This window comes from Delftia tsuruhatensis NBRC 16741 (assembly GCF_001571325.1).
Lineage (GTDB): Bacteria > Pseudomonadota > Gammaproteobacteria > Burkholderiales > Burkholderiaceae_C > Comamonas > Comamonas tsuruhatensis.
Window position 1 is genome coordinate 1 of the sequence record NZ_BCTO01000057.1, and the last position, 12245, is coordinate 12245.

Consider the following 12245-nt stretch of genomic DNA (forward strand, 5'->3'; position numbering starts at 1 on the left):
GGGCGCGACCGTTGCAAGGGCTGTGAGTGGCGCAAGCGCCTTGGAGAACTGATATGCAAAAACGTACCCTGCTCACCGCCCTGGCCCTGGCTCCGCTGCTGGGGGCCTGCGGCTTTCGCCTGCGGGGGGTGCCGACCTTCGTGTTCCGCTCGCTCTACATCCAGGCGGGCCGGGGCTCTCCGGTGGCGCGGGAGCTGTCGCGCAACCTGGCCGGTGCCAGCGACAAGCTGACCGTGCTGCGCGATCCGGCATCGCCCGACGATGCGGATGCGATCTTCCAGATCATCAGCGAGCGGCAGGAGCGGGTCATCGTCGGCATGAACGCGCTGGGCCAGGTGCGCGAGTTGCAGCTGCGCCTGCGCGTGCGCTTCAAGCTGCGCACGCCCAATGGAGACGAGCCGATCCCCGAGACCGAGATCCTGCAGCAGCGCGACGTGACGTACAACGAAACCAATGCGCTGTCCAAGGAGGCCGAGGAGGCCATGCTCTACAAGGACATGCGTACCGACATCGTCCAGCAGTTGCTGCGCCGCCTGTCGGCCGTCAAGAGCCTGACCTGAGCCCCATGCAGCTTGCCCTGAACCAGCTCGGCGGCCATCTGGCCAAGGGATTGCGCTCGCTCTACGTGCTGCACGGCGACGAGCCGCTGCAGCAGCAGGAGGCTGCCGACGCCATCCGTGCCGCCGCGCGCGCCGCGGGCTACACCGAGCGCAGCAGCTACACCGTGGCCGGCGCCCATTTCGACTGGAGCGCCGTGCTGGCGGCGGGTGGCTCGCTGTCGCTGTTTGCCGATCGGCAGATCATCGAGATCCGCATTCCCTCGGGCAAGCCCGGCAAGGACGGCGGCGCCGCGCTGCAGCAGATCGCCGAGGCGGCGCGCGGCAATGACAGCACGCTCACCCTGGTCATGCTGCCGCGCCTGGACAAGGCCACCAGGACCGGCGCCTGGTTCAGCGCGCTGGAAGCCCAGGGCATGACGCTGCAGATCGATCCCATAGAGCGCGGCCAGCTGCCGGCCTGGATTGCCCAGCGCCTGGCAGCCCAGGGCCAGCGCGTGGCACCCGGCGAGGAAGGCCAGCGCACGCTGCAGTTCTTTGCCGACCGCGTCGAGGGCAACCTGCTGGCCGCACACCAGGAGATCCAGAAACTGGCCCTGCTGCACCCCGCCGGCGAGCTGAGCCAGGCGCAGGTGGAGCAGGCAGTGCTCAATGTGGCGCGCTACGACGTGTTCAAGCTGTCCGAGGCCGTGCTGTCCGGCCAGTTGGCGCGCGTCTCGCGCATGCTCGACGGCCTGCAGGCCGAGGGCACGGCCGAGGTGCTGGTGCATTGGACCCTGGCCGAGGACATCCGCTCCATCTGCCGCGTCAAGGACGCCATGGCCGCAGGTCAGCCCCTGCCCATGGCCCTGCGCGCCCAGCGCGTCTGGGGCGTCAAGGAGCGTTTGTTCGAGCGCCTGCTGCCGCGCATCACCGACGCCCAGGCCGCGCGCCTGCTGCAATCGGCCCACGCGGTGGACGGCATCGTCAAGGGCCTGGCCTTCGAGGGCTGGCCACGCGACGGCTGGCAGGCCCTGCGCCGCCTGGCCATGGACCTGGCCCAGGCCGGCGCCAAGGGCTGACGTACCCCGTTCCTAGCTCGTCTTTTCCAGCTGCGCCTGGGCCTTGGTGGCCCAGGTCTCGAGGTTGTCCAGCAGGTCCTTCTGGCTGAAGGAGCAGCTTTCCTCGCTGAACAGCGCGCTGGACTCCAATCGGTCCAGCAGATTGAGCAGCACTTCGCCGTAGCGCGGCGGCAGGGCCTGCAGCAACTCCGAGGAAGCCCTGGCCTGCTGCCCGAGCACGGCGGCCGGCAGCTGCTGCTGTGCCAGTTGGGCGAAGCCCGCGCGCAACTGTGCGAGCTGCTGGGCGGCGAGAAGAGTGTCGTGGCTGGTGGACATGGCGGGAAAACCTCTGCGTACTGGGCAGCAGTGTAGGGTGGCCGCGACATCCTGCCGGCCGCCGGAACGCGGGGTTTGCCCTCTGGTGGCCGCGCGAGGACGCATCCCAGCCGCATGTTGGCGCGGGGCATGCCCGCTCTCGGTGCGCAAATGGGCGCAACTCGGCGAGAATCTCGGAATGAACGCGCTCAATATCGTCGAATACACCCACAACCTGGGCGTTCAGGCCAAAGTGGCCTCCGCCCAGATGGCCCGAGCCTCGGCTGCCGTCAAAAGCCGCGCCCTGCTGGCGCTGGCGCGCCTGCTGCGGGAGAACGTGGAGCCGTTGCAGACCGACAACGCCCGTGACCTCGACCGCGCCGTGGCCAACGGCCTGTCCGCTCCCATGGTGGACCGCCTGCGCCTGACGCCCAAGGTGCTGGAAACCTGTGCCCAGGGATGTGAGCAGCTGGCCTCCATGGCCGATGTGATCGGCGAGATCATCGGCATGAAGCAAATGCCCAGCGGCATCCGCGTAGGCCAGATGCGTGTGCCGATCGGCGTGTTCGGCATGATCTACGAAAGCCGCCCCAACGTGACCATCGAGGCGGCCAGCCTCAGCATCAAGAGCGGCAACGGCTGCATCCTGCGCGGCGGCTCCGAGGCCATCGACTCCAACAAGGCGCTGGCTGCCCTCGTCGCCAGGGCGCTGGCCGAAGCCGGCCTGCCCGAGCACGGCGTGCAACTGGTGCAGACCACGGACCGCGAGGCCGTGGGCCAGCTCATCGCCATGCCCGACTACGTGGACGTCATCATCCCGCGCGGCGGCAAGGGCCTGATCGAGCGCATCAGCCGCGAGGCCAAGGTGCCCGTCATCAAGCACCTGGACGGCAATTGCCACACCTATGTCGATGATCCCTGCGACATCGCCATGGCCGTCAAGGTGGCCGACAACGCCAAGACCAACAAGTACAGCCCCTGCAATGCCAGTGAAAGCCTGCTGGTGGCGCGCGGCGTGGCCGCCGAATTCCTGCCGAAGATCGGCGCCATCTACGCCGCCAAGGGCGTGGAGATGCGCGGCTGCCCCGAATCGCTGGCCATCCTGAAGTCTGTGGCCGGCGCTCAACTGGCCGAGGCCACCGAGCAGGACTGGAGCGAGGAATACCTGGCGCCCATCATCAGCGTCAAGATCGTGTCCGGCGTGGACGAGGCCATCGCCCACATCAACCGCTACTCCAGCCACCACACGGACGCCATCCTGACGCGCGACCATATGCACGCCCAGCGCTTTCTGCGCGAAGTGGACTCGGCCAGCGTCATGGTCAATGCCAGCACGCGCTTTGCCGATGGCTTCGAGTACGGCCTGGGCGCGGAAATCGGCATCAGCACCGACAAGTTCCATGCGCGCGGTCCTGTGGGCATCGAAGGTCTGACCTCGCTCAAATACGTGGTGCTGGGTGAAGGCGAAGTCCGCACCTGACCGAGCCGTGCTGCGCGCCGGAATGCCCCGCGCCGGCACCGCAGCACTGCAATGAATCCATGAAAATCATCATTCTTGGCGCCGGCCGTGTGGGCTACAGCGTGGCAGAAAGCCTGGTGTCCGAACGCAACGACATCACGGTGATCGACACCGACGCACGGCGCCTGCGCGAGCTGGAGTCGCGCTTCGACCTGCGTGGCGTCGTGGGCAGCGGCATCGATCCCCATGTGCTGGCCGAGGCCGGCGCCAAGGACACGGACCTGCTGATCGCCTGCGCCGCGCTCGACGAAACCAACCTTGTGTGCTGCAAGCTGGCCCAGGTCCTGTTCGAGATTCCCACACGCATCGCGCGCGTGCGCTCCTCGGGCTTTGGCGAGGACGAGGCGCTGCTGGGCAAGGAAGGCTTTGGCGTCGACCGCATCATCTGCCCCGAGGAATCGCTGACCAACTACATCAGCAAGCTCATCGAGTTTCCCGAAGCCATGCAGGTGCGTGCCTTCGCGGGCGGGCGGGCCGCACTGGCCTCGGTGCGCGCGCGCGATGGCGCCCCCGCCGTCGGCAAGCGCATCGGCGAGCTGCGCGACTGCATGCCCGAGCTGGCCATGCGCATCGTGGCCATCTACCGGCGTTTCCTGGACGAGCCCGACCGCTTCGTCCGCTGCGACGGCAACACGCGCATCGAGCCCGGCGACGAGGTCTTCATCCTGGCCGCGCGCGAGCATGTGGCCGAGGTGCTGCGTGCCATCCACCAGCCTGCCGGCCGGCCTTCGCGCCCGGTCTACCGCATCATGGTCGCCGGCGGTGACCAGGTCAGCCAGCGCCTGGCGCTGCAGCTGTCGCGCGTGCCGGGCCGCTTCCACATCAAGATCATCGAGCCCGACGAGCAGCGCTGCCAGGACCTGGCCTCGCTGCTGCCGGCCGAGGTGCTGGTGCTGCACGGCGATGCCACCGACGAGGACCTGCTGGCCGATGAAAGCGTGGAGGACGTGGACCTGTTCCTGGCCCTGACCGACGACGATGAGAACAACATCATGGCCAGCCTGCTGGGCAAACGCATGGGCGCGCGGCGCGTGCTGTCGCTGATTACGCGGCGTGCCTACGCCGACCTGATGCACGGCACGCAGATCGACATTGCGCTGTCGCCGGCCCAGGCCATGCTTGGCGAACTGCTGGCCTATGTGCGCCGCGGCGACGTGCAGGCCGTGCACAGCCTGCGCCGGGGCGTGGCCGAGGCGCTGGAGATCGTGGCGCGCGGCGACCGCAAAAGCTCGCGCGTGGTCGGCCGCAAGGTCGAGGACCTGCGCGTGCCCGAGGATGCCCACATCGGCCTCATCGTGCGCGGCATACCCGAAGGCGTGCCGGCCGACGAAATCGCGGCCGGTGCCGAGCCCGAGGTCATCATCCCGCGCAGCACCACCGTGATCGAGAGCGGCGACCACGTGATCTTCTTCCTGCCCCACAAGCGGCTGGTACGGGACGTGGAGAACCTGTTTCGCGTCAGCGCCACCTTCTTCTGAGCCGACACCATGCGCGACCTGTTACCCGTCCTGCGCGTGCTTGGCATGCTCATGGTCATGTTTGCGCTGTCCATGCTGCTGCCCTTTGCAGTGTCCTGGTTCACCGACGACGGCATCTGGCGCATCTACCCCTGGGCCATCGGCATCACGGCGGCGGCGGGACTGTCGCTGTGGATAGGCCTGGACCACTTCCGGCGCGAGCTGCAGCCGCGCCACGGCGTCATCCTCGTCACCCTGGTCTGGGTGGTTTTGCCGCTGTGCGCCATGCTCCCTCTGGTGCTGGGCATGGGCCATGTGGGGCTGAGCATCAGCTTCACCCATGCCTATTTCGAGGCCGTCTCGGGCCTGACGACCACCGGCGCCACCGTGCTCACGGGGCTGGATGCGCTGCCCGTGTCCATCAATGTCTGGCGCACCTTCCTGCAATGGTTGGGCGGCATGGGCATCCTGATCCTGGCCGTGGCCATCCTGCCCCTGCTGGGCGTGGGGGGCGCCCAGCTGTTCCGTGCCGAAGCCGCTGGTCCCATCAAGGACACCAAGCTGACGCCGCGCGTGACCGAGACCGCCAAGGGCCTGTGGGGCGTGTACGGCGTGTTCTCGCTGGCCTGTCTGCTGGCCTTCTGGGCGGCAGGCATGTCGCCGCTGGATGCGCTGATGCACATGTTCGCCACCGTCAGCCTCGGTGGCCTGTCCTCGCATGACACCAGCTTTGCGTATTTCGACTCGCCGTTGATCGAACTGACCGCCCTGGTCTTCATGCTGCTGGCCAGCTGCAACTTCGCGCTGTACTTCGTGGCCATGCGCAAGGGCCGCTGGGACGGCTTCTGGCGCGATCCGGAAATGCGCGCCACGCTGGCCGTGCTGCTGGGGGGCGGGCTGATCGTGGCGCTGCTGCTGTGGGCCAAGGGCGTGTACGGGCCCGTGGAGGCCCTGCGCTACGGTCTCTTCCATGTGGTCTCGGTGGCCACGACGACCGGCTTCACCACGGTGGACTACCTGACCTGGCCCGTCTTTGCGCCCGTGCTCATGCTGCTGATGTCGGGTGTGGCCACCAGTGCGGGCTCCACGGGCGGCGGCATCAAGATGGTGCGCATGCTCATCCTGCTCAAGCAGGCGCGGCGTGAACTCACGCGGCTCGCGCATCCGCGCGCCTTGCAGCCCGTGCGGCTGGGCACCGGCGTGGTGGACAACCGCATGATCTTCTCGGTGCTGGCCTTCATGCTGGTCTATGGCGCCACCGTGATCACACTCAGCATGGTGCTGCTGCTCACCGACCTGGACCCGGTGACCGCCTTCTCCGCCGTGCTGGCCAGCGTGCACTGCATGGGGCCGGGCCTGGGCGCGGTGGGCCCGTCCTCCAACTATGCTGTGCTCACCGAATTCCAGACCTGGGTCTGCACCCTGGCCATGCTGCTGGGACGCCTGGAAATCCTCAGCTTCATGGCCTTGCTTTCGCCGGCTTTCTGGCGCCGCTGACGCTGCAAAGACTGGGGAAAACACCTAGACCATGGTCCAATCTCTACAATTGCCCCCCACCGTCGTACCCAGAGGGTCTTTATGGTTCCACATCTCATCACGGCCCTGACCGGCCCGATCAACGAGCTTGAGCAGCGCATCCTCGACTCCATGCCGGCGATCGAGCGCTGGTTCCGGCTCGAATGGATGGAACACACGCCGCCTTTCTATTGCTCGGTGGACATCCGCAACGCCGGTTTCAAGCTCGCACCCGTGGACACCAACCTCTTCCCCGGGGGCTGGAACAACCTGACCGACGAAATGCTGCCGCTGGCCGTACAGGCGGCCATGGCGGCGATCGAGAAGATCTGCCCCGAAGCGCGCAATCTGCTCATCATTCCCGAGAACCACACGCGCAACACGCACTACCTGGCCAACGTGGTGCAGCTCAAGCGCATCTTCAACATGGCCGGTCTGAACGTGCGCATCGGCTCCATCAGCCCCGATGTCAAGAAGACCACCACCGTCACCCTGCCGCATGGCGACACGGTGACGCTGGAGCCGGTGATCCGCAGCAAGCGCCGCATCGGTCTCAAGGATTTCGATCCCTGCACCATCTTGCTCAACAACGACCTGTCGTCCGGCGTCCCGGGCATCGTCGAGGAGCTGTACGAGCAATACCTGCTGCCCCCCCTGCATGCAGGCTGGAGCGTGCGCCGCAAGAGCCGCCATTTCCAGAGCTATGAGGAAGTGGCCAAGCGCTTCGGCAAGCTGCTGGGCATCGATCCCTGGCTGATCAACCCGCTGTTCGGGCGCAGCGAAGGCATCGACTTCGCCAATGGCGTGGGCATGGAAGGCCTGGCCGAACAGGTCGATGTGCTGCTGGCCAAGGTGCGCCGCAAGTACAAGGAGTACGGCATCAAGGAAAAGCCGTTTGCCATCGTCAAGGCCGACAACGGCACCTATGGCATGGGCGTGATGACCGTGCGCGACGCCAAGGAACTGGCCGAGCTGCCGCGCAAGAGCCGCAACAAGATGGGCATGATCAAGGACGGCCAGACCGTGCACGACGTGATCATCCAGGAAGGCGTGCTCACCCAGGAGCGCATGAACAACGCCGTGGCCGAGCCCGTGGTCTACATGATGGACCGTTACGTGGTCGGCGGCTTCTACCGCATGCATCCCGAGCGCGATGTGGACGAAAACCTCAACGCGCCCGGTGCCGGCTTCGTGCCGCTGGCCTTCCAGCACAGCACCCAGCTGCCCCAGATAGGCGCGCGCCCGGGTGCCAGCATGCCCAATCGCTTCTACATGTACGGCGTGGTGGCCCGGGTCGCCATGCTGGCGGCCAGCTATGAGCTGGAGGCGACCAACCCCAACGCGGAAATCTACGACTGATCGGGGTGCTGTCCGATGCGCTCGTCATCAGGACAGCGGACAATGCCGGCATTTCAATTGACTGAAGCCATCTCCCCACGGGACGGCGCATAGACCTGTGCAGAAAACCAAATCTTCGTTGGCCGCGCTCACCCTGGGCGCCATCGGCGTGGTCTATGGCGATATCGGCACCAGCGTGCTGTATTCGGTCAAGGAGGTCTTCGGCTCCGGCCATGTGCCGTTCACCCAGGAGAACATCTACGGCGTCCTGTCGCTGCTGTTTTGGACCCTGACGGTCATCGTCTCGCTCAAGTACGTGGTCCTGGTGCTGCGTGCCGACAACAACGGCGAAGGCGGCCTGGTCGCCATGCTGGCCCTGGCCTCGCAGACCGTCAAGGACAAGCCCCGCCTGCGCAACGTGCTGCTGCTCATCGGCATCTTCGGCACTTCGCTGTTCTATGGTGATGGCGTGATCACGCCGGCCATCTCCGTGCTCTCGGCCGTCGAAGGCCTGGAAGTGGTCTCTCCGCACTTCACCAAGGCCGTGATCCCGCTGACCCTGGTGATCCTCTTCCTGCTTTTCTGGTTCCAGAAGCACGGCACGGCGGGGATCGGTCGGTTTTTCGGCCCCATCACCCTGGTCTGGTTTGCCACCATCGCAGCGCTGGGCGTGCACCAGATCGCGGGCCATCCCGAAATCCTGGCGGCCATCAGCCCGCACTTCGCAGTGCGCTTCATCTGGGACAACCCCGGCACCAGTTTCATCATCCTGGGCGCCGTCGTGCTGTGCGTGACCGGGGCGGAGGCGCTTTACGCCGACCTGGGCCACTTCGGCAAGAAGCCTATCCGCCTGGCCTGGTTCTCCGTGGCCATGCCTGCCCTCACGCTCAATTACTTCGGCCAGGGTGCGCTGCTGCTGGCCAACCCGGCCGCCGTGAAGAATCCCTTCTACATGATGGCCCCGGCCTGGGCGCTGCTGCCCCTGGTGCTGATGGCCACCATGGCCACGGTCATCGCTTCGCAGGCCCTGATCACGGGCGCCTTCAGCGTCACGCGCCAGGTCATACAGCTGGGCTATCTGCCGCGCCTGGAAGTGCGCCACACCAGCGTGCGCGAGACCGGCCAGATCTACATGCCCCTGGTCAACTGGAGCCTGTTCGTGGCGATTGCGCTGGCCGTGGTGCTGTTCCGCTCCAGCGGCAACCTGGCGGCCGCCTACGGCATTGCGGTCACGCTGGACATGCTGATCACCACCACGCTGACCTTCTTCGTGATCCGCTACCGCTGGAACTACCCGCTGGCCCTGTGCATCGCGGCCACCGGATTCTTTTTCCTGGTGGACCTGGCCTTCTTCTCGTCCAACCTGCTCAAGCTGTTCGACGGCGGCTGGTTCCCGCTGCTGATCGGCGGCACGGTGTTCTCGCTGATGATGACCTGGCGCAAGGGCCGCGAACTGCTGCACGAAAAGCTGCAGGCCGATGCCATCGACCTCAAGAGCTTCCTCGAATCGGTCTGGCGCCATCCGCCGGCGCGCGTGACGGGCACGGCCGTCTTTCTTTCCGGCGAACCGGGCACCGTACCCAACGCCCTGCTGCACAACCTCAAGCACAACAAGGTGCTGCACAACCAGAACATCTTCGTCACGGTGCGCAACCATGAAATTCCCTGGGTGGGCCTGGACAAGCGCACCGAGATCGAGGCGCTGGGCAGCGACTGCTGGCAGGTCATCATCAACTACGGCTTCAAGAACGAACCGGACGTGCCGGCGGCACTGTCCCTGCTGCGCCCCCGGGGCTGCCAGCTCGACGCCATGGAGACCAGCTACTTCCTGTCGCGCGATGTCATCATCCCGCGCATCAGCCACCGCATGGCGCCCTGGCGCGAAAAGCTGTTTGCCCAGATGCACCGCAACGCCAGCCGTGTCTCCGACTTCCTGCACCTGCCCAGCAACTCCGTGGTGGAGCTGGGCTCCAAGATCGAGCTGTAGGCGTCGCCAGCGCATCGCACGGTCGGCGGCTGTGGTGACAGAATCGCGCGATGCGCTTTTTCCGTGACTTGAGTCCCTCTGCCTTCGCAGCCGGCTTCGTGGCCGTGCTCGTGGGCTTCACCAGCTCGGTGGCCCTGGTCTTTCAGGCCGCCCAGGCCTTCCATGCCACGCCCGAGCAGATCACGTCCTGGATCTGGGCGCTGGGACTGGGCATGGGCCTGTGCTCTCTGCTGCCCTCGCTGATACTGCGCATGCCGGTCATGGTCGCCTGGTCCACGCCAGGCGCAGCCGTCCTTGCCACGGCAGGGCTTGCCGGGGGCTTTTCCATGGGCGAGGCCGTTGGCGCCTTCATCATCAGCGCGGGGCTGATCATCCTGGTGGGAGCCACAGGCTGGTTCGAGCGCGTCATGAACCGCATCCCCATGGAAATCGCTGCCGCCCTCCTGGCGGGCGTACTGGCCAACTTCGGCATGCAGGCCTTTGCCGCCGCCAGGGATGCGCTGCCCCTGGTGCTGGTCATGCTGCTGACCTATCTGCTGTCGCGCCGCCTGGCACCGCGCTATGCGGTCATCGCCACGCTGGTGGCCTCCATCGCCTGGGTGGCGCTCAACGGGCAAATGCAATGGTCCGCCGTGCATGCAGGCCTTGCCTGGCCAGTCTTCACCATGCCGCAGTTCTCGGTGCCCGCCCTGGTGAGCCTGGCCTTGCCCCTGTTCGTCGTCACCATGGCCTCGCAGAACCTGCCCGGCGTGGCCGTCATCCGTGCCACGGGCTACGACCTGCCCATCTCCCGCATCATCAGCATGACGGGCATCGCCACCCTGGTGCTGGCCCCCTTCGGTGGCTACGCGCTCAACCTCAGTGCCATCACCGCTGCCATCTGCATGGGCCCCGAGGCCCATGAGGACAAATCCCGCCGCTACACGGCGGCGGCGATCTGTGGCCTCTTCTATATAGTCATCGGCATCTTCGGCGCCGTGGTCACTGGACTGCTCACCGCCTTCCCCAAGGAACTGGTGGTCTGCATAGCGGGACTGGCCCTGCTGGGCTCCATAGGCAGCGGCCTGGCGACAGCTCTCAAGGGGGAGGAACACAGGGAGGCTGCGTTGATCACCTTTCTGGTGACGCTCAGCGGCGTGGTGATAGCCGGAGTTGGCTCGGCGTTTTGGGGCGTGGTCGCGGGCAGCCTGGCGCTATTTGTGCAACATTACCGACGTGCACGGGCTGACTGATACGCGGCCCAGGCCCGGGCACCCCACTTCCGCCTCCCATACAGGCGAGGCACGGGCCGCCGCCTTCTGCACACAACCCATGCAAATCCTCTTCGTCGCCGATCCGCTCGAATCGTTCCAGACCTACAAGGACACCACCTTCGCCATGATGCGCGAGGCGCAGCGGCGCGGCCACTCCATCGTGGCCTGCGAACCCAGGCAGCTTTCCTGGCAGCGCGGCGGCAAGGTCGTCGCCCAGGTGCGGCACATCCAGCTCACGGGAGATGCTCGGCAGTGGTTTGAAATCTCCAAGGAAGGCTTGGAGGAGCTGGCGGGCTTCGATGCCATCCTCATGCGCAAGGACCCGCCCTTCGATTCCGAATACTTCTACTCCACGCACCTGCTGGAACAGGCCGAGCGCGAAGGCGCAAAGGTCTTCAACAAGCCCAGGGCGTTGCGAGACCATCCGGAAAAGCTGGCCATCCTCGAATTCCCGCAATTCATCGGCCCGACCCTGGTCACGCGCAGCGCGCAGGACATCCGCGCCTTCCATGAAGAGCATCAGGACATCATCCTCAAGCCGCTGGACGGCATGGGTGGCATGGGCATCTTCCGCGTGGGCGCCGACGGCCGCAACCTGGGCAGCATCATCGAAACCCTGAACCAGGGCGGTGCCAGCAGCGTCATGGTGCAGAAATTCCTGCCCGAGATCACCGAGGGCGACAAGCGTGTGCTCGTCATCGGCGGCAAACCTGTTCCCTATTGCCTGGCACGCATTCCCCAGGGCAACGAAGTGCGCGGCAACCTGGCAGCGGGCGGCAAGGGCGTGGCCCAGCCTCTGAGCCAGCACGACAAGGCCATGGCCGAAGAGATCGGTCCCCTCCTCATGGAGCGTGGACTGCTGCTGGCCGGTGTCGATGTCATCGGCCAGTGCATCACCGAGATCAATGTGACCAGCCCCACCTGCTTCCAGGAGATCCATGACCAGACCGGCTGCGACGTGGCCAGCCTCTTCGTCGACGCTCTGGAACAGGCCTTGGCGGCGGCTTGAAAAAACTTGGCGGATGACGCCAGTCATCCGCCAAGTTTTGGTGCTAGAATTGCGCCCCTGCACTCGATGACACGCAAATGTCTGAAAAGTGAAGCTTCCAGAGTTTTGCAAGACCGTTAAAAAACGTGCTACAATGCAAGGCTCTGCCGAAGAGAGTGATGCAGATCGCTGGTGTTGAGAAGATCGAAGAAATTTGATTGCAACGACGCTAAAAACTGTGCTAGAATTCAAGGCTTCGCTGATTGCAGCAAGTCA

General features: G+C 65.8%; 10 protein-coding genes. 9 read left to right on the forward strand and 1 reads right to left on the reverse strand.

Features of this window, described 5'->3' with window-relative positions; genetic code table 11:
* Positions 1-53 precede the first annotated feature (53 nt).
* Both DTS01S_RS24220 and holA read left to right on the forward strand, forming a co-directional pair.
* A complete protein-coding gene (locus DTS01S_RS24220) occupies positions 54-560 on the forward strand; it encodes an LPS-assembly lipoprotein LptE (RefSeq protein WP_046238750.1) in 507 nt (168 codons plus the stop codon).
* Between the two features lie 5 nt (positions 561-565).
* Positions 566-1618, forward strand: coding sequence for a DNA polymerase III subunit delta (gene holA / locus DTS01S_RS24225; protein WP_016447205.1), 1053 nt, complete (start codon positions 566-568; stop codon positions 1616-1618).
* 12 nt (positions 1619-1630) lie between these two features.
* Here holA and DTS01S_RS24230 read toward each other — a convergent pair whose 3' ends face one another.
* The gene (locus DTS01S_RS24230) at positions 1631-1933 is read right to left on the reverse strand and encodes a hypothetical protein (RefSeq protein ID WP_016447204.1); all 303 of its coding nucleotides are present in this window, start codon (positions 1931-1933) and stop codon (positions 1631-1633) included.
* A 178-nt stretch (positions 1934-2111) separates the two neighbouring features.
* Between DTS01S_RS24230 and DTS01S_RS24235 the strand changes: the two genes are divergently transcribed.
* The 7 genes from DTS01S_RS24235 to gshB all read left to right on the forward strand — a co-directional run bounded on the left by DTS01S_RS24235 (position 2112) and on the right by gshB (position 11990).
* Positions 2112-3392 (forward strand): glutamate-5-semialdehyde dehydrogenase, encoded by a 1281-nt coding sequence (locus DTS01S_RS24235; protein WP_017404052.1) that lies wholly within the window; start codon positions 2112-2114, stop codon positions 3390-3392.
* A gap of 59 nt (positions 3393-3451) precedes the next feature.
* Positions 3452-4909 (forward strand): Trk system potassium transporter TrkA, encoded by a 1458-nt coding sequence (trkA, locus tag DTS01S_RS24240; RefSeq protein WP_016447202.1) that lies wholly within the window; start codon positions 3452-3454, stop codon positions 4907-4909.
* Between the two features lie 9 nt (positions 4910-4918).
* Positions 4919-6385: a TrkH family potassium uptake protein gene (locus DTS01S_RS24245; protein ID WP_016447201.1), complete on the forward strand. Its 1467-nt coding sequence runs from the start codon at positions 4919-4921 to the stop codon at positions 6383-6385.
* 81 nt (positions 6386-6466) lie between these two features.
* Positions 6467-7762, forward strand: a complete 1296-nt coding sequence (gene gshA / locus DTS01S_RS24250) for a glutamate--cysteine ligase (protein ID WP_012207794.1) — start codon at positions 6467-6469, stop codon at positions 7760-7762.
* A 97-nt stretch (positions 7763-7859) separates the two neighbouring features.
* Positions 7860-9728 carry a potassium transporter Kup gene (locus DTS01S_RS24255; RefSeq protein ID WP_026062036.1) on the forward strand — a complete coding sequence of 623 codons (1869 nt, stop codon included), beginning with the start codon at positions 7860-7862 and terminating at the stop codon, positions 9726-9728.
* Between the two features lie 50 nt (positions 9729-9778).
* Entirely contained in the window at positions 9779-10960 is a 1182-nt protein-coding gene (locus DTS01S_RS24260; protein ID WP_017404050.1) for a benzoate/H(+) symporter BenE family transporter, read from the forward strand.
* Between the two features lie 79 nt (positions 10961-11039).
* A complete protein-coding gene (gshB, locus tag DTS01S_RS24265) occupies positions 11040-11990 on the forward strand; it encodes a glutathione synthase (RefSeq protein WP_016454229.1) in 951 nt (316 codons plus the stop codon).
* Positions 11991-12245 lie beyond the last annotated feature (255 nt).

What these genes read in the sequence shown, in the direction of transcription:
- DTS01S_RS24220 (WP_046238750.1), top strand. Translation starts at nt 54, where the DNA reads ATGCAAAAACGTACCCTGCTCACCGCCCTGGCCCTGGCTCCGCTGCTG.
- holA (WP_016447205.1), top strand. Translation starts at nt 566, where the DNA reads ATGCAGCTTGCCCTGAACCAGCTCGGCGGCCATCTGGCCAAGGGATTG.
- gshB (WP_016454229.1), top strand. Translation starts at nt 11,040, where the DNA reads ATGCAAATCCTCTTCGTCGCCGATCCGCTCGAATCGTTCCAGACCTAC.
- trkA (WP_016447202.1), top strand. Translation starts at nt 3,452, where the DNA reads ATGAAAATCATCATTCTTGGCGCCGGCCGTGTGGGCTACAGCGTGGCA.
- DTS01S_RS24230 (WP_016447204.1), bottom strand. Translation starts at nt 1,933, where the DNA reads ATGTCCACCAGCCACGACACTCTTCTCGCCGCCCAGCAGCTCGCACAG.
- DTS01S_RS24245 (WP_016447201.1), top strand. Translation starts at nt 4,919, where the DNA reads ATGCGCGACCTGTTACCCGTCCTGCGCGTGCTTGGCATGCTCATGGTC.
- gshA (WP_012207794.1), top strand. Translation starts at nt 6,467, where the DNA reads ATGGTTCCACATCTCATCACGGCCCTGACCGGCCCGATCAACGAGCTT.
- DTS01S_RS24235 (WP_017404052.1), top strand. Translation starts at nt 2,112, where the DNA reads ATGAACGCGCTCAATATCGTCGAATACACCCACAACCTGGGCGTTCAG.
- DTS01S_RS24260 (WP_017404050.1), top strand. Translation starts at nt 9,779, where the DNA reads ATGCGCTTTTTCCGTGACTTGAGTCCCTCTGCCTTCGCAGCCGGCTTC.